Consider the following 21,918-nt stretch of genomic DNA (forward strand, 5'->3'; position numbering starts at 1 on the left):
AAGGGCGCTCGGCGCCGGCTCGTCGCGCGGGTGCCGAGCGGAACTCCGGGGAGGGCCCAGGCACGGGGGCGGAGGACGCGGAGCGCTGCGAGCGCGCGGCACGACGGCACCTCTCCACTCCCCGTCCGACCGCGAGGCGCCCCGCGCGGCGCGGCCCGGGAGCAGTCGGGGATCAGCCCCTGCCGGGCAGGGCCAGGCTCGCCCACACCGTCTTGCCCCTGGGTTCGGTGAGGGACCAGGACCAGCTCTCGCTCAGCGCGCCGATGAGTTCGAGACCGCGACCGTCGACGTCCGAGGCATCGGCGTCGCGCTGCCTGGGCGGTTCCGAGCTCGGGTCCGCGACGGAGCAGACGACGTGTCCCGGGTGGCGGACGAGCCCCAGCCACAACGGGTACTCCGGCGTCGTCTCCTGCGGTTCGGCGACGAGCGCGTGCCGGACGGCGTTGGTCACCAATTCGCTGACGACCAGCGACATGTCCCCCACGAGGGCGGGCAGTTCCCAGCAGTGCAGGGTGTGGGCGACGAACCGCCGGGCCTGGCACGGATTCCGCGGGCCGCCGTCCAGCCCGCAGGCGGCGAACCCGCCGAGTGGCGGGAGCCCCTCCAGGACGGGGTCCCGGGGTGTGGCACGAGGGTTCTCGGGCAGCGGTTTCGGGCCGAACTGCTCTGTTGCGCGCCGATCACCGTGCCCGGCCGTCGTGGTGGAGATGGTTGACACGTGAATCGTCACTGGTCATGTCCCCCTGCAGGCCTGGGTGTTCGACGCTGCGGCAGCCGGTGTGGACCGAGTATTGTCGAGCCGCCCCTGGAAATGCAATTGCATCTGGGATTGCACTGACCAGATACGGGGCGAACGAACGTGCGAACAAAGAGGGGTTGTTGGGCATGGAGTTCATCAATGGCATGCCGGCGGGGGAGCTGAGCCCGGTGGTGTGGATCAAGAGCAGCCACAGCAATGCCACCGGCAACTGCGTGGAGCTGGCAGCACTCCCCGACGGACAGGTCGCCGTGCGCAACTCCCGGGATCCGCAGGGGCCCGCCCTCGTCTACACGCGGGACGAGGTGGAGGCCTTCGTCGCAGGAGCGCGCGGCGGTGAATTCGATGACGTGATTGGCTGAAAGCAAGCACCCCACCGTCCAGTTCGCCGTGGCTCACACACGGATGTACGGGATAGTGTCGACGTCTTCTCAATAGTCCGCAGGAGCGCACGATGGCTGCAGTAGAACCGAGCCCGTCGTTGTTCGCCGGGCCACTGGGAGCGGTCGAGAGCAACCCGACCGCCCTGAAGGTGATCCTGGGTGGCAAGCTGCGCGAACTGCGCACGGCCGCCGGGCTCGACCCCTCCGCCGTCGACGTCCGCCTCGGCTTCTCCCGTTCCAAGACCAGCCGCATCGAGCTGGGCCGGCACGGCTGCAAGCCGGCCGACGCCGTCGCCCTGCTGGAGCTCTACGGGGTGAGCGGGGAGGAGAGCGTCGCCGAGTTCCTGCGACTCGTGGAGCAGTCACGGCGCAGCGACTGGTGGCGCAGCTACAGCGACGTGCTGTCGGACTTCTTCGCCCCGCTGGTCGCCCTGGAGGGCGCTGCGGCCACCATCCGCACGTACGAACCCTTCTACGTGCCCGGCTTGTTGCAGACCTCCGCGTACGCTCGCGCGGTCGTCGAGTCCGGGCCCGCGCGGCTCTACGCCCACGACGTCGACCGGCGGGTCGAACTGCGGCAGGAACGGCAGCGCCAGCTCGACCAGCCGGACGCGCCCCGGCTGTGGGCGGTGATCGACGAGTCCGTGCTGATGCGCACGGTCGGCGGGCCGAAGGTGATGCGCGCGCAGCTCGAGCACCTGATCGCGATGATGCGGGAGCCCCGGATCACGTTGCAGATCGCCCCGCTGGACGTGACGGCCTCGGTCGGGGTCGGCACGGGAGTGACCTATCTGCGCTTCGCGCTGAACGACCTCAAGGACGCCGTCTACATCGAGCACCTGACCGACAGCACGTTCAGTCAGAAGCCCCAGGTCGTGGAGCAGTACCGGGACATGCTTGACCGGCTCGGCGCCTGCGCGCTCACCCCGAGGAACTCGCTGGCCCTCATCGAGGAGCGGCTGTCCCGTCTGTAGTGCCGGGCACCAGGGTCTCTCCGGCTCCGGCGCGGGGACGGAGACACCCTGGTGCGGGGCCGACGACCCGACGGGTCCCCGCCCGTACGCCCGTGCTCGGCAGGCGGCCGCTCGGATCCGCCCTCCGGCCCGGCCGCCCGCGGTGTCCGAGGGCTGTCAGACCAATCGGCCGACGCCGCCCCACTCGATCCACTCGTCGGTCTGCTGCACCGGGGCGAGTTCGGTGTCCGGCCGCCAGGTCGAGACCTCGACCAGACCCGGCTCCAGGATCTGGAGCCCGTCGAAGTACTCCGTCACCTCGTGCTCCTCCCGGACGCGGCCCCAGTGCCCGCCGGTGGCCTCGGCCATGAAGTCCGTGACGAACCTCCGGATCTCGGGGCGGTCGCTGACGAGCTGACAGACCACCAGAAAGCTTCCGGGCACGAGGCGTTCGGCGACGCGGCGGACGAGAGCCGCCGGGTCGTCCTCGTCCGGTATGCAGTGCATCACCGACACGAACAGGGCGGCGACCGGCTTGCCGAAGTCGATCAGCCGGGTGGTCTCCTCGTGGCCGAAGATGCCGTCGGTGTCCCTCATGTCGGCCTGGATGACCGCGGTGCGGTCGTTCTCCTCCAGCAGCGCCCGGCCATGGGCCAGCACGATCGGGTCGTTGTCGACGTACACCACCCTTGACTCCGGGTCGACGGCCTGGGCGACCTGGTGGACGTTGTTCTGGGTCGGCAGACCGGAGCCGTGGTCGACGAACTGCCGTATGCCGTAGTCCTCGGCGAGGGTACGGACGACGCGCTGCAGGAAGCGGCGGTTGTTGACGGCGAGCACCTTGGTGCTGGGCACCTGCTTCAGCAGCTGCTCGCAGGCGTCGCGGTCGGACTGGTAGTTGTCGTCGCCCCCCAGGAAGAAGTCGTACATACGCGCCACACTGGGCACCTTGGTGTCGATGGCGTCCGGGCTCCACGACTCGTTCTGCATCCAGTCCTCATTCGCGTCAATGGGAAATCGGGTCGGGTAGGACGCACATGCTAGGGAGCGGTGGGGAGCGGGTACAGGTCGGGCGACCGGCCCGGGTCCCCAAGGGCTGTCTTTCGGCCATTCGTCGAGCGCTCCCCGGCACCCGGAGGGCCCTCCCCCACCCTCCCCCGTGACCCGTGACACCGCCGGAACGGCTGCCGGACCCGGAACGCCCGCTCCGCCCCGGAACGCTCGCCGTCACCTCCCGTGCGCCCGCGAGCTCTCCCGTCCGCGCACACGGGGAGCCCCCCGGGGACGGCCCGGGGGGCTCATGGCCGGGGACACCGGACGCGCCGTCAGGAGGCGGTCAGGAGAGGAAGTCCCTCGCGACCGACTCCGCGACCCGCTCCAGCAGCGGACCGGCCTGGGCCATGCAGGCCGCAGGATCGGGCTCCAGCTCCAGGAGCGCGTAGGCACGTCGGATGCCCGCGCCGGCGAGCGCGTCCCGTTCGAGCGCGAGCCGGCCGCAGACCGCGACGACGTCGATGCCCTTCGCGCGGGCGGCCGCGGCGACGCCGGCCGGGGCCTTGCCGTGAAGGGTCTGCTCGTCGAGGGAGCCCTCGCCGGTGACGACCAGGGTCGCCCGGGACAGCGCGTCGGCGAATCCGAGGATGTCGAGCATCACCTCGATACCCGGCCGGAAGCCCGCCCCCAGGGCGACCAGCGCGCCGTAGCCGATGCCGCCGGCCGCGCCGGCGCCGGGCCGTTCGGCCTGCCCGGGGCCCAGGAGCGACGCGTAGTGGGCGAGTGCCGCGTCCAGGACGGCGACGTCCTCGGGCGACGCGCCCTTCTGCGGGCCGAAGACGGCGGGCGCCCCCTTGGGACCGGTCAGCGGGTTGTCGACATCGCTGGCGAGAACCAGCTCCACGTCCTCGAAGCGGGCGTCCAGCCCGGACAGGTCCGCGGTCGACACGTCGATCAGCGCACCCCCGCCGGGGCCGACGGGCTCGCCGTCCGTGTCCAGGAAACGCGCGCCGAGCGCGGCCAGCATCCCCGCACCGCCGTCGGTGGTGGCGCTGCCGCCGACGCCGAAGACGATCGTCCGCGCGCCCGCGTCGAGGGCCGCGCGCAGCAGCTCGCCGGAGCCGTACGTGGTCGCCGTGAGCGGCGCGAAGACGCCGTCGGGCAGGTGCTGGAGTCCGGACGCCTCGGCCATCTCCACCACCGCGGTGGTGCCGCGCAGGGCGTACGCCGCCGTCACGGGCTCGCCGAGCGGGCCGGTCACCTCGACCTGACGGCGTTCGAACCCGGCCGCCACGGCCGCGGCCACCGTACCGTCGCCGCCGTCGGCGACCGGCAGGGTCTCCACCGCGAGGTCCGGGACGACGCGCCGGAGTCCGGCGGTCACCCGCTCCGCGACCTGCACGGCCGTGAGCGAGCCCTTGAACTTGTCCGCCGCCACGAGCACCCGTGCGGCAGTAACTGCTCCGTCCGCCACCATCAATCCCTTGCTTTCGAACAGGCAGTCGCGCCGACCCGACCCTATCCGCAGCCGCCCCTTTTTTAAAGCGGACGGAATCCGTCCTATACGGCCCCCGGCCTGCGACGCAGTGGGAACACGGTGGAGCCCGGAGCCCCGCCCCCTGAACCCCGGGCGGCGGGTATCGGCCAGGGAGGCAGGACCTGCCGCGAGGACGCACCGCCGTCGGCTTCGGGTCGGCCGGCCTCGGCGCGGCCGAGCAGCGGCGCACCGAGCCGACGGGACCACGAGCGCGGGTCCGGGATCGCCGACGACCGCTTCGCCCCGCGGGACCCCACGCACGGCGCGGGCGGCGGGTCGTCCTCCGGCGCGTCGGCGATGCCGACGATCCCGTGGGGAGGCCGGGCATGCTGCCGTCGCGGGGCGGCGGCGGCACGGGCGGCGGGGCCGCCACGGCCATGCGGCCGGCCGGCGCCGCCCCGAGGAGCGCCCGGCGCCCACGGTGAGGGCTGCGTCACCGTGTCCGCCGTGGGGCACGTTCGGCCGGGACAGCGACATCCGCCGCTTCGCCGACGAGTGCCGGGCCGGTTCGTCCCCGGTCTCACGCACGACCGGCGCCGCCCGCTGTCCTGCGGACGGGCCTCCCCCGTTCCCGAGCCGCGACGGGGTACACCCGAGTCATGACGCATCCAGCCACGCCCCAGGGCCCGACGACCGCCGACCGGATCCTCGGCGGCTGGCTGGGCCGGATCGCGGGCAACATGCTCGGCAAGCCCGTCGAGCGCGGCGACTACTGGACGCGTGACCGGATCGACCGCTATCTGCGGGCCGCCGGCGCGCTGCCGCTCACGGACTACCTCCCCGAACCGCCCCCCGGCACGGCCTCCGACTTCGAATTGCGCCCCGACTGGCGCGCGTGCGTGCGCGGCCGGATCCACGGCAGCTGCCGGGACGACGACGTGGACTACGCGATCCTCGGACTGCATCTGCTGGAGACCCACGGTTTCGCGTTCACGACCGAGCAGGTCGGCGAACTGTGGCTGCTGCGCCTGCCGTTCCTGCAGACCTTCACGGCCGAGCGGGCCGCGTACCGCAATCTCACCGCCGGGCTGAAGCCGCCGCTGACGGCCACGTACGACAACCCGTACCAGGAGTGGATCGGCGCGCTGATCCGCGCCGACGTCTTCGGCTGGACGAGCCCCGGCGACCCGGTGCGGGCCGCGTCGCTCGCCCGCCGGGACGCGGTGCTGTCGCACACCGGCAACGGGGTGTACGGGGCGATGTGGGCCGCCGCGCTGATCGCCGCGGCGTTCACGGCCGCCGATGCCCGGGAGGCGATCGGGAAGGCCCTCGCAAGGATCCCGGCGGGCAGCAGGTTCTCCCGGGCCGTCCGCCGTACGACGGCGCTGTACGACGCCGGCGTGCCCTGGGCCGCCGCACTCGACGAACTCGACAGGGAGACCGGCCGCCTCGGCTGGATCCACGCCGTCCCGAACGCCGGTGTCATCACGGCCGGACTGCTGTACGGCGAGGGGGATTTCACCTCCACCATCGCGCTGACCGTGCGCGGCGGACTGGACACCGACTCCAACGGGGCGACGGCGGGCTCGGTGGCCGGGGTGCTGTGCGGTGCCGCCGGCATTCCGCCGCAGTGGACCCGGCCGCTGGAGGACCGTGTGCGCAGCGCCGTGTTCGGCTTCGACGGCACACGAATCGGTGAACTCGCGGCCCGAACCGCTCGTTTGGCCGCAGCCTGACCGGAAAATACCTCCCCACGTCCGTGCCGACCGGGAGAATGACCGGGTGCCCGAGTACATGGATGTTGCACTGACTGATGGTTCGCAGGTGCGGATGGAGCTGTCCGGGGCCGGTGAGGCACTGGCCGTGCCCCCGGGGCCCGCCGGACCCGGCGATCTCCCGGAGGGTTTCGGCACCGTGGTTCCCGTGGCCCGCGGCGGCGGGGAGGGACGGGCCGCGGCCCGTGCGACCGAGGCGCTGCGGACGGCGCTGCGCCCCATGGGCCCGCTGCTGGACGAGATCCACTCCGCGGTGGCGGGGGCCGGCAACCCCCCGTCCGAGATCACGGTCGCGTTCGGGGTGGAAATCGGCCAGGACCTCAAGCTGGGCATCGTCGGGGCGAACGGCAAGGCCACCATGACCGTGTCGGCGACCTGGCAGCCCGGGGAGCGGCAGAACTGATCCATGGGCTGGTTCACACGGCCGTCCGCCCCGGCCACCCGCCTCTCGGTGCTGTACGCCGACGGGCGCACGGCCGCGGGCGGAGCGGCGCTGCTGTCCCCGCACCGGGTGCTGACCTGCGCCCATGTGGTGAACGACGCGCTCGGGCGGGACCTTTACGAGAGCGGGCCGCCCGAGGCGGCCGAACTGACCGTCGCCCTGCACGGCTCGGGGGACCGCGGGCCCGGCCCCCAGCACCGGGCGGCCAGGGTCTCGGTGTGGGTGCCGCCCCGGCCCGCCGCGTCCACGACGGTGTGGCGGGGAGACCTCGCGGTCCTCGAACTGACCGAGCCGGCCCCGCCGGGGCCGCGTCCGGTGGTCTGGCGCGACATGGCCGAGGGCCAGGAGCTGCGTGCCTGGCACGGCGGCGGGGCCGCGATCACCTTCGCGGACACCCGGGTCAAGCTTCAGGAGGACGCCGTCGGCTATCTCGACGGCGAGCTGTCCGGCGGGGCGATCGGCCCCGGGTTCAGCGGCGGTCCGCTGTGGTCGCTGTCCGACGAGACCGTGGTCGGACTGGTCGTGGCGCACGTGCTGCCGGAACGTGGGCGTCCGCTGGGCGCCCAGGACCCGGTGCGGCGCAGCTGGGCGGTGCCGTGGCGGACGGTGCGGGAGGAACTGCGGCGGGCGGGCGCGGCGGAGGTGCTGGAGGACTGCGCGGTGCACCGCCGGGCGGGCCGTGACGACCCCGTACCGGGCGCGCTGGCCGCCGAACTGTGGCGGCTCCTGGGCGATCCGGCACTCCGGGCCCAGCACGCGCGGACGCTCGCGGCGGCACTGGGGTACGAGCCCCCGGCCGGAGACTCCGCCCCGTCCGTGGAGGAGCTGACGGCGGTGCTGGCGGCCGAGGAGCGGGCGCTGGCGACACTCAGCGAGTCGCTCGCGGCCGCGGCCGCGCCGGGGACGGGCCGCGACAGCCTGGACCGGCTGCTGATCGCCGGCCAGCTGGCCGGGGCACGGCTGCTGTCGGTGGACGAACACCGACTGCTCGTAGCCGAGTTGGCGGACCTCGTGGCCGCCGACGCGACGCTGCTGCCGCGCGCCGCGCGGGAGGCCCTGCGCTACACGCCGCTGCCCGAGCCGCTGGCCGCGCCCCGGCTCTCCGCGGACGACATCGGCCCGGTCGTGACCGACCTCGAGTCCTATCGCGACGGGGGCGCCCTCCCGGACGGCACCGCGCCGGTCCCGGCCCTGCTGAAGCTGGTCGAGTACGCGGCGGCGGGTGCGTCCGCCAGGTCCTCCCGGGCGCTGACCGCGTGGTCGGACCGGGTCGCCGGGCGGCTCGGCGTGCACCGGGCCGCGCTCTCGCAGCGCCGGGGCGACGCCGCGGCCTGGGCCGCGCACCGCCCCTCCCCCGTCGTGCGACTCGTGGCGGAACTCAGGGGTGCGCCGGCCGACGACGAGGGACGGTTCCGGTGCGAGGTGTGGGAGGTGCGGGGCGACGGCACGGCCGCCCGGCTCGTCGCGGCGGACCGGCCCCGGAGTCCCACGGAGATCGGCCGGCTGATCCGCGAGTCCGCGGAACGCGCGGCGGACGGCGGCCCTCCCGTGGAGCAGATCGACGTCGTCGTCGGCCGGGACGGCCTCGAACTCGACGTGGACGAGTGGGACGCGGGCAGCCCGCTCGACTTCCTGCGGGGGGTGCCGCTGGGTGTGACGTACCGGGTCGCCATGCGGTGCCCCGAGGTGAGCGCCCGCGCCCCGCGGCGCGAGGCCGAACTGCGGCGGCGCTGGGAGAGCGGGCGCGCCGGTCCGCTGGTCGTGGACGAGCGGACCTCCTCTCCCGAGCGGGTGTACGCGCTGCTCGCCAGCACCCACCGGGACACCGCCCAGGTCGTGGTGCACGGCCCGCCCGGGGACCGCGAACGGCTGGTGCAGCTGTGCCTGGCCGTGGGCGTGCCCGTGGTGCTGTGGGACCGGCAGGCGGAGGGGCACCAGCACGCCCACCGCCTCGACGCGGTCACGCCCGCCGGTCCGCTGCACCAGCTCCCCGAACGCGTACGGCACTTCCGGGCGGAGCGCTACGGCGCCCCGTCCCCCGGCGGCGCACGTCCTTCGCTGGTGTGGGAGGACACCGAACTCCCGCTTCCCGGCGGGCTCGAACTGCTGGACCCCGCGGAAGGAGCGGACATCCGATGACAGGGCGTCAGGGCGAGGTGGGGGACGGCTGGCGGCTGTTCCGGGGCGACGGCCGGGACCGGGAAGTGGCGTTCCCCGAACCTCCGCCGTGGCGGCGCTTCGACGGCGCGGCGGGGGGCGCGCGGGACACCGGCGCGCCGCGGCCTCTGCCGTATCTGATCGGCGACGCCGAGGCCGACGTCGTCAACGCCGCGCTGCATCTGCGCCGGCCGCTGCTGGTGACCGGCCGCCCCGGAACCGGCAAGTCGTCCCTCGCGTACGCCGTCGCCCATGAGCTGAGGCTCGGCCGGGTGCTGAGCTGGCACGTCAACAGCCGCGCCACGCTCCAGGACGCCCTCTACCGCTACGACGCGATCGGCCGGCTGCGCGAGACCAATCTGCGCCGTGACCGCGGTGAGGGGGCCGGTGAGCCGGACATCGGCTCCTATGTGCGCCTCGGGCCGCTGGGCACGGCGCTCGTTCCCGGACACCGGCCCCGTGTGCTGCTGGTCGACGAGCTCGACAAGGGCGACGTGGACCTGCCGAACGATCTGCTCGGCGTCTTCGAGGAGGGCGAGTTCGAGATCCCGGAACTCGCGCGGCTGCCCGAGGAGCAGGCCGCCGTCGAGGTGCTGACCGCCGATCCCCGGACACGGACCGAGGTGGTGCGTGGCCGGGTGCGCTGCTCGGAGTTCCCCGTCGTCGTCATCACCAGTAACGGCGAGCGGGACTTCCCGCCCGCGTTCCTGCGCCGCTGCGTCCGGCTCGACCTCCCCGAGCCGGACGAGGAGCGGCTGGTGGAGATCGTCCGGGCCCATCTGGGCGACGGGTCCGCGCCGGACGGCGCGGACGAGCTGCTGCACGCGTTCCTGGCCCGGCGCGGGCGCGGGGAGCTCGCCACCGACCAGCTGCTGAACGCGGTGTTCCTGCGCAGGGGCGGGGTCGACCTGGACGCCGACGGGCTGCTGGACGCCGTACTGCACCGGCTCGGCGGGACGGTGTAGCCGGTGTGGCGGGAGCTGCGGCGGGTCCTCGGGGACAGCGGGATCGAGCTGGCCCACGAGGAGTTGCTGGACGCGGTGTGGCTGGCGCAGCGGCTGCCGCCCGGCGCGTCGTCGGCACTCGGCGCCGCCGCGGCCGGATCCGCGCCGCAGCCGCCGGTGGCTCCCCCCGACGACAGCGGGGCCGGGGTGCCCGGCGGGGCGCCGCGCTCGCGCGGGACGTCGCCCGCCGGACCGCCGGAGGCCGGGCCGGCCGTCTCCCCCGGCGGGGGAGTCGGCCCCCGTCCCGGCCGCCCGGCGGGCCCTCCCCCGGGCACCGGACTGTACGGGGCGCCGGACGCCCGCAGCACCCTCCCGCGCGGCTCGGCCCTCTCCACGCCGGTGGCGCAGCGTCCCGCCGTGCCGGTGCGTGCCCCGGAGGCCCGGGCGCTTGCCTCGGCGGAGCTGCGTCTGGGCCGGGCGCTCCGGCCCCTGAAGCAGCTACGTCCGGACGGGCGGGCCCAGGAGCTGGACGAGCCGGCCACGGTGGCCGCAATGGCCGAGACCGGACTGCCGGACGTGGTGCTGCGTCCCGCCCGGACCCGCTGGCTCGACCTGGCCCTGGTCGTGGACGACGGGGTGTCGATGCTGCTGTGGCAGCGGCTCGCGGCCGAGACCCGGCGACTGCTGGAGCGCAGCGGCGCGTTCCGCGACGTCCGGGTGTACTCGCTCGACAGCAGAAGCCCCGGTGCTCCGGCGCTGGGCCACCGCCCCTTCGTCCAGGACCCGGCGCCACTCCCGCTCACCGCGGTCGCGGACCCGTGCGGGCACACCCTGCTGCTCGTCGTCAGCGACGGTGTGGGGCCGGCCTGGCGGGACGGCCGGATGCGCCGCGCGCTGGACCGGGCGGCCGCGCTCGGCCCGACGGCCGTACTCCACGCCCTGCCTCATCGGCTCTGGGACGGCTCGGGCATCCGCGCCGAACCGTGGCGGGTGACCACCCTGCGGCGCGGCGCGGCGAACCGCACCTGGAGGGTCGCCGACCCGGTGCTGCCGCCCGAACTCGCCCCGTACGCCGGGGTTCCCGTGCCGGTGCTGGCTCCGGATCCCGATTCGGTGGGGGCCTGGGCGCGGCTCGTCGGCTCGTCCGGCACCTCCGTGGTGCTTCCGCTGCTGGCGCCGCGCGCCCCGGCTCGTCACTACGCCGCGACGCGCACGGGCGGCGGCGACGGTCTGCTGGGGTTCCGGAACGCATCGTCCCCCCAGGCCTACCGGCTGGCGGCGCATCTGGCGGCGGTGGCGCCGGTGTCGGTGCCCGTGATGCGCCTGGTCCAGGACGCGCTGGGGCCCGACGTCGACACGGGCCATCTGGCGGAGGTCTTCCTCGGCGGGCTGATGCGCGGGGCCGACGGGCCGGAACGGGACCTGCTGCCGCAGCACCGCGCGTTCGACTTCGCCGAGGACGCCCGGCGCATCCTGCTCGACACGGTCCCGCCCTCGGATCTGGTGCGCACCACCCGGGCCGTCACCCTGCGCATGGCCGAACTCGTCGACGGGACGGCCGGATTCCCGGCATGGCTGCCGCACCCCTCGGGCCGGGACACGGTGGCCGGGGGCGCGCAGCCGTTCGGCTGGGTGGACGCGCGACTGCTGCGACGGCTGGGCATGCCGGCCCCGGCCGGCACGGAGTCGGCCGGCACCAAGCCGGCAGGCTCAGGACCGGGTCGCACGGATCCGGTTCGCACGGACCCCGCCGGCCCGGATCCGGGTCGCACGGATGCCGTTCGCAGGGATCCGGCCTCTCCCGCCGCGGGCCCGACGCACGCCCGGGAGGCGGACGGTCCGGGTGCCGGGACGCCGGCGCCCGGGAAGCGGGCTCCGCAGCCGGGGCCGGCGGCGCGGACGGAGGCGACGCCACGTGCGCCGGAAGCGCCGAGTGCCGGGAAGGCTCCGCCCGCCCCCATGCCGTCGTTCGTCGACCGGCCCGGTGGTGCCTGGGTGTCGCGACACCCCGCGGAGGAACCGCGCACCGCCGGCCCGTACCGGCTCGTCGCCCGCAGACTCGGCGGTTGGCCGCGGATCGGCGTCTTCCTCGGCACGTCCGGCAGCCACGCCTCGTACGTCCTGCTCCGGGTCCCCGAGTCGCTGGACCGGGACACGGCCGTGGACCTGCTGACCACCGAGGCCGAGGCGCTGATCCGGCTCGGCGCCCCGCACGCACCGCGGCTGCTCGGCGTGAGCACCCGCAGCGGGACGGGCTGGCTGGCCGGCGAGTGCCTGGCGGACCCCGTGACGGGCGAGCCCGCCGACAACCTGCTCACCCTGCGCGCCCGCGACGGCGCCCTCGCCCCCGAGCGGTTCCTCTCCGTGGGACGGCGGTTCGCCGCGGCCATGGCGAAGGCCCACAGCGAGGACCTGGTCCACGGCACGCTGCTGCCCAGCTCGGTTCTGATCGCGGGCGACGACGTCCGCGTCACGGGCTGGATGACCGCGTCGGTGGACGGCAGGCCAAGCCCGCACCGGCGGATGTTCGTCCAGCCGGTCGAGTACGAGGCGCCCGAGCTCACCGGCTCCCCCGAAGGGCCCACCAGGGCCTCGGACATGTACGCGGTCGGATCGATCCTCCTCGCGGCCGTGACCGGCCAGTGGGGAACGTCCTTCTCCAGCACGGCCGTTCCACCCGTTCCGGGCGTGCCCGCGGAGGTGTCCGCGCTCCTCGCCGACTGCGTCGCCCAGGAACCCTCGGCCCGCCCGTCGGCGGACGAGCTGCTGTGGGCGTTCGCCCCGGAGAGCCGCCCGGCTCTCCCCGCGCTCCCCGCCGTCCCGATCGGCCGGGACGACGCGGGGCGGCCGGTCCCGCTCGACGTCAACGGACCGGAGCACGGCGGCCTCGGACCACACGGCCTCGTGCGGGGCGGGGCGGACGCCGAGCGCCGGGACCTGCTCACCGGCATCGTGCAGGGGCTCGCCGAGTCCTGCCCGTCCGACACCCTCACGGTCGTCTGCGCGGGCCGCGACGGCGCCCTGCCCGGCTCCCGACTCGCCGCGCTGCCGCAGGTGGTGTGGTGCGACACCGTCGTCGGCCGCCCCGAGCGGCTGCGCGAGCTGACGGGACTGCTGCTCAAGGAGCGCCGGCGACGGGGGACGACGTCCAAGTCGGCGGGCCTGCCCCGGCTGCTCGTCGTCCTCGACGACTTCGACCGGATCGCGGGCGCCGAGGAGTCGTTCTTCGCCCTCGCCGACGAGCTCAGGGCCCTCAGCGGGTGCCCGGGCGTCCATGTCCTCGTGGCACGGCGCTCCGGACGCAGCCCGCTCGTGGACCTGATCGCCCCCTCGTACACGGTCGAACTCGCCGCGCCCCGTGCCCGGCTCCACCACGGCGCGGGCGCACCCGTGCCCTTCACCCCGGTGCGCGCCCGAAGCGGGCCCGCCCATGGGTGGGACCACGGCGAGCGGCACGCCCACGGGGTGACGCTGCTGCGCGAGGGACGCGCCGAACTCGCCCTGCGGCTGCTCGGTGACGCCCTGACCGCGCGGGAGGAGGCCCTGGGCGACGGGCACGAGGCCACCCTGGACTCCCGTCACGAGCACGCCTCCGCCCTGCTGGCACTCGGCAGGAACGCGGAGGCCCTCGACGAGTACCGGCACGTCGCCCGCGTCCGGGCGCGGGTGCTCGGCACCGACCACAGGGGCACGCTGGACGCCCGCCAGCAGGCGGCCGGCGCGCTCGGGCTGCTGGGCCGCCACAGCGAGGCACTGACGCTGTACCTCGACGTGCTCTCCAAACGCGAGCGGGTGCAGGGCCCGACGCACGCGGACACGATGCGGTGCCGGCACGGCGTCGCCGCCACGCTGGGGTCGCTGGGCCGGCTCACCGAGGCGTACCAGGTGGCGCGCGAGACCCACCGCGCCCGCACGGGAGAACTGGGCGAACTCCACGCCGAAACCCTCGTCACCCTGCGTGAACTGGCGCATACGGCGGCCCGGATGGAGCGCTGGGAGGAGGCCGCCGAGCTGTACGGGACGCTGGCGGCGGGCTGGACCCGCACCCTGGGCGCCGGCCATGCCGACACCGTGGCGGCCGTACGGGACAGCGCGTCGGCGCGGCGGCGGGCGCACGGTGGGAGGACCCCGCCCGGGCCACCGGAGGGCCGTTCCTAGACCGTGCCGGGACGGGTCACCGGGGAGCGGTCCTCCGCGTGAATTCCGGCTCCTCCCGGGCAGGTTGCCCGGTGGCCTCGGTACCCGATGCCCAGCACGCCGCCGGCTGGGGCGCCGGGCACCGCCGCTCCCCCGCGAGCGCCGACCCGCCCTCGACCACCGCTCCCCCGCGACCGCCGACCCGCCCTCGACCGCCGTTCGCCGGCGACCGCCGACCCGCCCTCGACCGCCGTTCGCCGGCGATGCGTGGTCGTGACCCGGTCCCGCAGCTCCACGGTCACCGGCTCTCGTGCGCCGACTACGCTCCGGGGGTGACCACCGACGCATACGCCGCCTACATCGCCGCCCTCCCCCGCGTGCTCTCCGGGGCCGCGACCCTCTTCCGGGACGCCGCCGGACGGGCCCTGCTCGTGGAACCCAACTACCGTGCGGGGTGGGCGCTTCCGGGCGGGACGATCGAGTCCGACGCCGGGGAGACGCCCCGGGAGGCCGCACGGCGGGAGACGCTGGAGGAGATCGGCCTGGACGTCGAGCCGGGCCGACTGCTCGTCGTCGACTGGGTCCGGGGACCGGGGCGACCGCCTGTCGTCGCGTACGTCTACGACGGCGGGGTGCTCGACGACGAGCGGTTCTCGGCGATCAGGCTCCAGGAGGAGGAGCTGGTGTCGTGGAAGCTCGTGCCGAGGGAGGACATCACCCGGTATCTGCTCGGCTCGCTCGGTCCGCGGGTGCTCGCCGCACTGGACGCCCTGGCGGCGGACACGGCTCCGGTCGAACTGGTCGACGGCCGCCCGGTGACCTGACCGGCGGCGGGACGGGCGGCCCGGACCCGGGCGCGACCCCGGCGGGGCGGCGCGCGATCCGGCGGGGCGAGCGAATTCCGGTCGCCCGCGCCGCGGTCCGCTGCGTACGCTCGCGGCATGACCATGGTCGCGATTCTCAGCGGAGCCGGTATCTCCACGGACTCCGGCATCCCCGACTACCGCGGGCCCAACGGGCTGTGGCGGCGCGACCCGGAGGCCGAGAAGCTGGTCACCTACGAGCACTACATGGCCGATCCGGACATCCGCCGCCGCTCGTGGCGCATGCGTCTCGACGGCCCCGTCCTGCACGCCGAGCCGAACGCCGCGCATGTCGCCATCGCCGAGTTCGAACGCAGCGGGCACGCGCTCCGGGTGATCACGCAGAACGTGGACGGACTGCACCAGATGGCCGGGGTGTCGCACCGCAAGGTGCTCGAACTGCACGGCACCGCGCGGACGGTGGTGTGCACCGGCTGCCACGCCCGCTCGTCCATGGAGGACGCGCTGGAGCGGGTGAAGGCCGGCGAGGCCGATCCGGCGTGCGCCTCCTGCGGGGGGATCCTGAAGTCGGCGACGGTCATGTTCGGCCAGCGTCTCGACCCCGTGGTGCTCGGGGAGGCGATGGGTATCGCCAAGGCCTGTGAGGTCTTCATCGCGGTGGGCTCCAGCCTCCAGGTGCAGCCCGCGGCCTCGCTGGCCGGGATCGCGGCGGAGCACGGGGCCCGGCTGATCATCGTGAACGCGGAGCCGACGCCGTACGACGAACTCGCCGACGAGGTCGTGCGCGAGCCGATCGGCTCGGCACTCCCGGAGCTGCTGCGGCGCCTGCGCCGAGGGGCGGCGCCGGGCGGTCCGCCTCCCGGCCGGGGCTGACGGGCCGCCCGGGCCGGCCCTGCTGCCTGCGGGGCCTCGGGCCGGGGCGGTCGCCGGGGCGGGGGCACGATCGCGAAGGTGGGGTGCACGACCGCCGGGGCGCGGCGGCACGATTCGCGAGGACGGGACGACACGACCGCCGGGGCGGGCGTCAGAACAGCCCGTCGCCGGGCACCCCCCGCTCGAAGGCCAGCAGCCGCTGCTTGCGGTCCAGCCCGCCGCCGTACCCGGTCAGACTGCCGGAGGCTCCGATCACCCGGTGGCAGGGGACGATGATCCCGATCGGGTTCTTCCCGTTGGCGAGGCCGACGGCGCGGGAGGCACCGGGATTGCCGAGTGCCCCGGCGAGCTCGCCGTAGGTGCGGGTCTCGCCGTACGGGATCAGCAGCAGCTGTTCCCAGACGGTGCGCTGGAAGGGCGTGCCCGCGAGATGCATCGGCAGGTCGAAGTCCTTCAGCTCACCGGCGAAGTAGGCGTCGAGTTGCCTCACCACCTCGCGGAAGGGCCGGGGATCGGGCTCCCCGAAGTCCTCCTCGCCGGGGCGGTGACGCTGCTCGGTCATGTACAGCCCGCTGAGGACGGAGTCGGTGGCGACGAGGGTGAGCGGGCCGTACGGGCTGTCGGTGACGGTGTGGGTGCGGCTCATGGGACCTTCTCTGCTTCCTCAGACGGGGAGACGGTTGATCGGGTGGTCGCCGGTTGCCCAGAGGTACTGGACGGCGTAGGCGCGCCAGGGCCGCCAGGCGGCGGCGCGGCGGGTGAGCGCGGCGGGCGTCGGGGGCAGCCCCAGGGCGGCTGCCGCGTGGCGGATACCGAGGTCGGTGGCCGGGAACGCGTCCGGGTCGCCGAGCGCCCGCATCGCGATGGCTTCCACGGTCCAGGGGCCGAAGCCGGGCAGCGCGGAGAGCCGCGCCCGGGCCTCGTCCCAGTCGCTGTCGGGGCCGAGGCGGAGCGTGCCGTCGGCGAGGGCGCCGAACAGCGTGGTGAGGGTGGTGCGCCGGCTGCGCGGGAACGCTAGCGTCTCCGGGTCGACGTCGGCCAGGGCCCCGGGAGCGGGGAAGAGACGGGTGAGGCCGCCCTCGGGGTCCTGTACGGGTGCGCCGTGGGCCGTGACCAGCCGGGCGGCGTGGGTGCGGGCGGCCGCGGTGGAGACCTGCTGGCCGAGGACGGCCCGCACCGCGAACTCGGCGGCGTCGACGGTGCGCGGCACGCGGCGCCCCGGCGCCTTGTCCACGAGCGGCGCGAGCAGCGGGTCCGTGCGGAGCTGGTCGTCCACGGCGACGGGGTCGGCGTCGAGGTCGAGCATCCGGCGGCAGACGCTGATGGCGAAGGTCAGGTCGCGGTGGTCGGTGAGCGACAGCCGGCACGCGATGTGGTCCGGGCGTGGGGACAGGGAGACGATGCCGTGCCCGTTCGGGAGCGTGAGCGTGCGGCGGTAGGCGCCGTCGCGCCACTCCTCCACGCCGGGGACGGCGGTCGCGGCCAGATGCCCGAAGAGGTTGTCGGGGTTGAGGGGCGCTCGGAACGGGAGCCGGAGCGTGAGCACGCCTGGTGGGGCCGGGAGCGGCGCCCCGCCGCGCCGGGTCGTGGCGCGGGTCCGCAGCTCGCCCGGGGCGAGCGCGAACACCTCGCGGACGGTGTCGTTGAAGGTCCGGATCGACGAGAAGCCGGCGGCGAACGCCACCTCGGCCATCGGCAGCGAGGTCGTCTCCACGAGGAGCCGCGCGGTCTGTGCGCGCTGGGCCCGGGCCAGCGCCAGCGGACCCGCGCCGACCTCGGCGAGCAACTGCCGCTCGACCTGCCGGGTCGAGTACCCCAGCCTGGCCGCGAGTCCGGTCACGCCCTCCCGGTCCACGACCCCGTCCTGGATCAGGCGCATCGCACGGGCGACGGCGTCGGCGCGGGCGTTCCACTCCGGCGATCCGGGGCTGGTGTCCGGGCGGCACCGCTTGCAGGCCCGGAACCCGGCCTGCTGGCAGGCGGCGGCGCTGGGGTGGAAGGTCATGTTCTCGGCCTTGGGCGGCACGGCGGGGCAGCTCGGCCGGCAGTAGATCCGGGTCGTCAGCACGGCGGTGAAGAACCACCCGTCGAACCGCGCGTCCCGGGACCGCACGGCCCGTACGCAGCGCTCGGTGTCGGTGTGCATGGACGTGTGCACGTCGGAAGGCATGGATCCAGCATCGTCCATGGTGAGGGGGGACGCTGGCGAAAAAACGACATCACTGGGGAGGGGGCCGGGAGGACCCGCGACGCCCGAGAGCGCGCCGGGGCAGCCGTGCCCGCCCCGAGTGATCAGGCCACGGGCGCCGTGGGATAGCGGGCGGCAGTCCGGCCTGGCCGGAGGGTTCCGGACTGTGCTCGCCGTGGGGTACCGGGCAGCAGTCCGGGGCGAGGGCGCGTCTGCCGCGCTACGACGTCGGGGACGGCGAGCCGGCACAGCGGAGCCGGTCCGCGGTGACGGGCGCGCCCTCGGCCGCGTTGCGGTCGTAGGTGACCGTCCTGACCACGACGGGCTCGGAGCCGACGGCGACGTCGAGGATCCCTTCGGGGCGGGTGACCTCCCGGAGGCGGGCCCCGGGGAGGGCGGCGGCGAGGGTGTTCGCGTCGGCTTTCCGCCCGGCCGGGAAGGTGATCACCGGCGGTCCCGCGGGACGCTCGGCGGGGGCGGACGCCGAGGTGTCCGTCACCACGAACCCGCTGCGCCGCAGCGCCGTGGCGGCGTTCGCGTCGTCGACGCGCACCTTGATCCGGGCGGGGTCGGTCTCGGCACGGGTCTCGGGAACGGGCATGATGCGGGTGTCCCCGGTGATCGGGCGGTCGGCGCGCAGGGCCTCCCACAGCGCCCGGGAGCGCGACTCGTGCCAGAGGAGCGTGGAACCCACGCCGGGCACTCGGTGGTCGAAGTGGGCGATCGGCACCGTGGCGAACTCGATGCGGTCCGCGGGCAGCCGCCCCAGCGTCCAGCCGATGCCGATGAGGTCGTTCATGCCCGTACGGGCGTCGGTGCGCACCGACCTGAGCAGCCGGCGTGCCGTGTCCGCCGTCGTGACGGGGTCGGCCAGCGCACCGCGGACGGTCAGCCCGTCGAGCAGGTCGGCGAGCATGCGCTGCTGGCGGCGGACCCGGCCGAGGTCCCCCGGAGGGTCGAGGTGCCGTGCCCGGGCGTAGCCGAGTGCCCTGTTCCCGTCGAGGTGGTGTGTGCCCGCGGTGATGTCGAGGCCGGAGTTCGCGTCCTTGAGCGGCTTGTCCGTGCACACGGTGGCGCCACCGAGGTCGTTGACGGCCTGTTCGAATCCGGTGAAGCCCGTCTCCAGGTAGTGGTCGACGCTGAGGCCCGTCACCTTCTCGACGGTGCGCACCGCCAGCGGACCGCGGCCGATCTTGAAGGCTCCGTTGATCTTCCCGCGCGGGGCCGCCCCGGTCGTGCCCTCGGGAGCGGCGTACTCGACGTAGCTGTCCCGGGGGACGGAGACGACGCTCGCCCGCCGCCGGTCCTCGGAGAGGTGAACGAGCATCATCACGTCGGTGCAGTCGCATCCTTCGCCGCCGACGTGCAGGCGTCGCTTCTCGTCGGCCGACAGACCGGTGCGGCTGTCGATGCCGACGATCAGGATGTTGGTGCCACGGCCGGTGTCCCGCGCGGCGGGACCGTCCGCGGCGGGGGCGGTCTGCGCACCGAGCCAGGGCCAGGAGGCCAGTCCGGCCAGCACGGTGAGTCCTGCGGTCAGACGGCGCATCGGACACCCCCGGGAGGATCGTCGTTCGATACGCGTGACGTTAACCGGACGATCGGCACGGCCGGTGCCAGGCGGCGAGGGGCGCGCCGTCCCGGCGGGCGGCGGTCACCCGCGTTGACCAACGGACGGAACTGCCGGGACGCGGTCCTGGCGGCCGGGGCGGGGTCCCGGCGGCCGGGGCGGGATCCTGGCTCAGGGGTACTGCCCCAAGACGTCGGGCTCAGGGGTACTGCCTCCGGGGTCCGGTCCGTGGTGCCCTGCGACGGTGGACGCTGCACGCCCCGCGGCGTGCCGAGCCGTGCCGCGTCGCCCCGGACGCGAGGGGCACCGCGCCGCGCGGACGCGGGGACGAACCGCACCGTGCCGGCGCGGGATCAGCCCGTGTGCGCCGCGAACGCCTCGTACGCCGGTTCGTCGAACAGGACGAAGAGGACCTCCTCCACCGAGGTCGTCGTCGTGTTGCGCACCGTCTCGGTCGCGATCCGGGCGCCGTCGTCCATGGGCCAGCCGTAGATGCCGGTGGAGATGGCGGGGAACGCGACCGTACGGGCACCGAGTTCGTCCGCCACGCGGAGGGATTCGCGGTAGCAGGAGGCCAGCTGCCCGGAGCGGTCCTCGGAGCGGCTGTGGACCGGGCCGACGGTGTGGACCACCCAGCGGGCCGGGAGCCGCCCGGCGGTGGTCGCGACCGCCTGGCCGGTCGGCAGGCCCTTGCCGTAGTGGGAGGCCCGCAGTCTCCGGCACTCCTCCAGGATCTCCGGCCCACCGCGCCGGTGGATCGCCCCGTCGACCCCTCCGCCGCCGAGGAGGGAGGAGTTCGCGGCGTTGACGACGGCGTCGACGTCCTGCTCGGTGATGTCACCGCGGACGAGTCTGATCGTGGGGTGACCGGTCATGGTCCCATCATGCCGCCGTCCGCCATGTCCCGTCGATCGACGACTGCGGGGACGGCGGGGACCGGCTCAGCGGCCGCCGCCGCGCAGATGCCGCCACACTTCCTTGGCGGCGTTGTGTCCGGACATTCCGTGGACGCCCGGGCCCGGCGGGGTCGCCGACGAGCACAGGAAGACCGCGGGGTGCGGTGTCCGGTGCGGGAACAGCGTCGGCTTGGGGCGCAGCAGCAGCTGGAGGCCGCTCGCCGCTCCGCACGCGATGTCGCCGCCGACGTAGTTGGCGTTGCGCGCGGCCAGCTGCGGCGGCCCGGCGACGGCGCGGGCGAGCACCAGATCGCGGAAGCCCGGGGCGAAGCGCTCGATCTGGCGCTCCATCGCGTCCGTGAGGTCGCCCTCCCAGCCGTTCGGGACGTGCCCGTAGGCCCAGAAGACGTGCTTGCCCTCGGGCGCCCGGGTGGGGTCGACCAGGGTGGGCTGCGCGGTGATCAGGAACGGTGTCCCCGGGACGCGGCCGCCGGAGGCCTGGCGAAGCGCCGTGTCGATCTCGCCGCTGCTGGGACCGATCTGGACGGTCCCGGCGCGGCGCGGTGCCTCGGCGGTCCACGGGACCGGCCCGTCCAGCGCGTAATCGATCTTGAAGACGCTCGCCCCGTACCGGTAGCCGTCGTAGACCCGGCCCAGGCCCGCGATCCGGGCGAGCGCGGTGGGAGAGGTGTCGAAGACGTAGGAGCGGGCGGGCGGGAGATCGTCCAGGCGCTTGATCTCGGTCCCGGTGTGGATCGTGCCACCGCAGTCGCGTACGTACGCGGCGAGGGCGTCGGAGATCGACTGCGAGCCGCCGCGTGGCAGAGGCCAGCCGACGGCGTGCGCGGCGAGCGCGAAGACGAGGCCGACGGCGCCCGTGCCGATGCCGCTGAGCGGGCCGATCACATGGGCGACGAGCCCGGCGAACAGGGCACGGGCGCGGTCGTCGCGGAACCGGCGCATCAGCCACGTGGAGGGAGGAATTCCGTCGAGGCCGAAGCGGGCCAGGGTCAGCGGATCGCGCGGCAGGGCGCTGAGCGGCAGGGACATGAAGTCCCGGACCAGGGTCTCCCACCTGCCGAGGTACGGAGCGACCAGACGGCGGTACGCCCCCGCGTCACGGGGCCCGAACGAGGCGGCGGTCTCCGAGACGGAGCGGGAGAGGACGGCGGCGGTGCCGTCGTCGAACGGGTGGGCCATGGGCAGTGGCGGCTGGAGCCACTCCAGCCCGTACCGCGCGAGGGGCATGGCGTCGAACGCGGGCGAGCCCGCGCCCAGCGGGTGCACCGCGGAGCAGGGGTCGTGGCGGAAGCCCGGGAGAGTGAGCTCCTCGGTCCTGGCGCCGCCGCCGACGGTGTCCAGGGCCTCGAACACGGAGACCGAGAACCCCCGGCGTGCCAACTCGGCGGCTGCGGTCAGTCCGTTGGGCCCCGCCCCCACGACGACGGCATCGAGCATCGACGGCACCTTGGGACTCCTTCGTCAGCCGGTGGCCAAGGTATCCATGATATTCGCCCGCACCGACAACGCCGCCGGGGGTAGCGTCCCG

17 protein-coding genes are annotated in these 21,918 nt (G+C 74.8%); 9 read left to right on the forward strand and 8 right to left on the reverse strand.

Annotated elements, in window-relative coordinates:
• Positions 1–172 precede the first annotated feature (172 nt).
• Positions 173–718, reverse strand: a complete 546-nt coding sequence (locus O7595_RS05130) for an ATP-binding protein (protein WP_269727531.1) — start codon at positions 716–718, stop codon at positions 173–175.
• A 167-nt stretch (positions 719–885) separates the two neighbouring features.
• Between O7595_RS05130 and O7595_RS05135 the strand changes: the two genes are divergently transcribed.
• Entirely contained in the window at positions 886–1,119 is a 234-nt protein-coding gene (locus tag O7595_RS05135) for a DUF397 domain-containing protein (RefSeq protein ID WP_269727532.1), read from the forward strand.
• Positions 1,120–1,211: 92 nt separating this feature from the next.
• Positions 1,212–2,114: a helix-turn-helix domain-containing protein gene (locus tag O7595_RS05140; protein ID WP_269727533.1), complete on the forward strand. Its 903-nt coding sequence runs from the start codon at positions 1,212–1,214 to the stop codon at positions 2,112–2,114.
• A 156-nt stretch (positions 2,115–2,270) separates the two neighbouring features.
• Here O7595_RS05140 and O7595_RS05145 read toward each other — a convergent pair whose 3' ends face one another.
• Complete coding sequence (locus tag O7595_RS05145) at positions 2,271–3,083, reverse strand: SAM-dependent methyltransferase (RefSeq protein WP_269727534.1); 813 nt, start codon at positions 3,081–3,083, stop codon at positions 2,271–2,273.
• Between the two features lie 346 nt (positions 3,084–3,429).
• Positions 3,430–4,563: a glycerate kinase gene (locus O7595_RS05150; RefSeq protein WP_269727535.1), complete on the reverse strand. Its 1,134-nt coding sequence runs from the start codon at positions 4,561–4,563 to the stop codon at positions 3,430–3,432.
• A gap of 659 nt (positions 4,564–5,222) precedes the next feature.
• Between O7595_RS05150 and O7595_RS05155 the strand changes: the two genes are divergently transcribed.
• The 7 genes from O7595_RS05155 (at position 5,223) to O7595_RS05185 (ending at position 15,715) form a co-directional block, all read left to right on the forward strand.
• A complete protein-coding gene (locus tag O7595_RS05155) occupies positions 5,223–6,299 on the forward strand; it encodes an ADP-ribosylglycohydrolase family protein (RefSeq protein WP_269727536.1) in 1,077 nt (358 codons plus the stop codon).
• Between the two features lie 58 nt (positions 6,300–6,357).
• A complete protein-coding gene (locus O7595_RS05160; RefSeq protein ID WP_269727537.1) occupies positions 6,358–6,741 on the forward strand; it encodes a CU044_2847 family protein in 384 nt (127 codons plus the stop codon).
• A gap of 3 nt (positions 6,742–6,744) precedes the next feature.
• Positions 6,745–8,919, forward strand: coding sequence for a VMAP-C domain-containing protein (locus O7595_RS05165; protein WP_269727538.1), 2,175 nt, complete (start codon positions 6,745–6,747; stop codon positions 8,917–8,919).
• Complete coding sequence (locus tag O7595_RS05170; protein WP_269727539.1) at positions 8,916–9,902, forward strand: AAA family ATPase; 987 nt, start codon at positions 8,916–8,918, stop codon at positions 9,900–9,902. The genes O7595_RS05165 and O7595_RS05170 overlap by 4 nt, the downstream gene beginning before the upstream one ends.
• Before the next feature lie 3 nt (positions 9,903–9,905).
• Positions 9,906–14,039 (forward strand): SAV_2336 N-terminal domain-related protein, encoded by a 4,134-nt coding sequence (locus tag O7595_RS05175; RefSeq protein ID WP_269727540.1) that lies wholly within the window; start codon positions 9,906–9,908, stop codon positions 14,037–14,039.
• Positions 14,040–14,350: 311 nt separating this feature from the next.
• Positions 14,351–14,842, forward strand: coding sequence for an NUDIX domain-containing protein (locus tag O7595_RS05180; protein WP_269727541.1), 492 nt, complete (start codon positions 14,351–14,353; stop codon positions 14,840–14,842).
• 117 nt (positions 14,843–14,959) lie between these two features.
• On the forward strand, positions 14,960–15,715 hold the full coding sequence (locus tag O7595_RS05185) for an SIR2 family NAD-dependent protein deacylase (protein WP_269727542.1): 756 nt from the start codon (positions 14,960–14,962) through the stop codon (positions 15,713–15,715).
• Between the two features lie 151 nt (positions 15,716–15,866).
• On the opposite strand, the gene O7595_RS05190 is transcribed toward O7595_RS05185, so the two are convergent.
• The 5 genes from O7595_RS05190 to O7595_RS05210 all read right to left on the reverse strand — a co-directional run bounded on the left by O7595_RS05190 (position 15,867) and on the right by O7595_RS05210 (position 21,836).
• Positions 15,867–16,361 (reverse strand): methylated-DNA--[protein]-cysteine S-methyltransferase, encoded by a 495-nt coding sequence (locus O7595_RS05190; protein WP_269727543.1) that lies wholly within the window; start codon positions 16,359–16,361, stop codon positions 15,867–15,869.
• An 18-nt stretch (positions 16,362–16,379) separates the two neighbouring features.
• The gene (locus O7595_RS05195; protein WP_269732370.1) at positions 16,380–17,861 is read right to left on the reverse strand and encodes an AlkA N-terminal domain-containing protein; all 1,482 of its coding nucleotides are present in this window, start codon (positions 17,859–17,861) and stop codon (positions 16,380–16,382) included.
• 262 nt (positions 17,862–18,123) lie between these two features.
• Positions 18,124–19,452: an LCP family protein gene (locus O7595_RS05200; protein WP_269727544.1), complete on the reverse strand. Its 1,329-nt coding sequence runs from the start codon at positions 19,450–19,452 to the stop codon at positions 18,124–18,126.
• A 374-nt stretch (positions 19,453–19,826) separates the two neighbouring features.
• Positions 19,827–20,348, reverse strand: coding sequence for an O-acetyl-ADP-ribose deacetylase (locus O7595_RS05205; RefSeq protein WP_269727545.1), 522 nt, complete (start codon positions 20,346–20,348; stop codon positions 19,827–19,829).
• A gap of 66 nt (positions 20,349–20,414) precedes the next feature.
• Complete coding sequence (locus O7595_RS05210) at positions 20,415–21,836, reverse strand: phytoene desaturase family protein (RefSeq protein WP_269727546.1); 1,422 nt, start codon at positions 21,834–21,836, stop codon at positions 20,415–20,417.
• Positions 21,837–21,918: the final 82 nt, after the last annotated feature.

Origin of the sequence: Streptomyces sp. WMMC940, assembly GCF_027460265.1 — a bacterium.
Classification (GTDB): Bacteria; Actinomycetota; Actinomycetes; order Streptomycetales; family Streptomycetaceae; genus Streptomyces.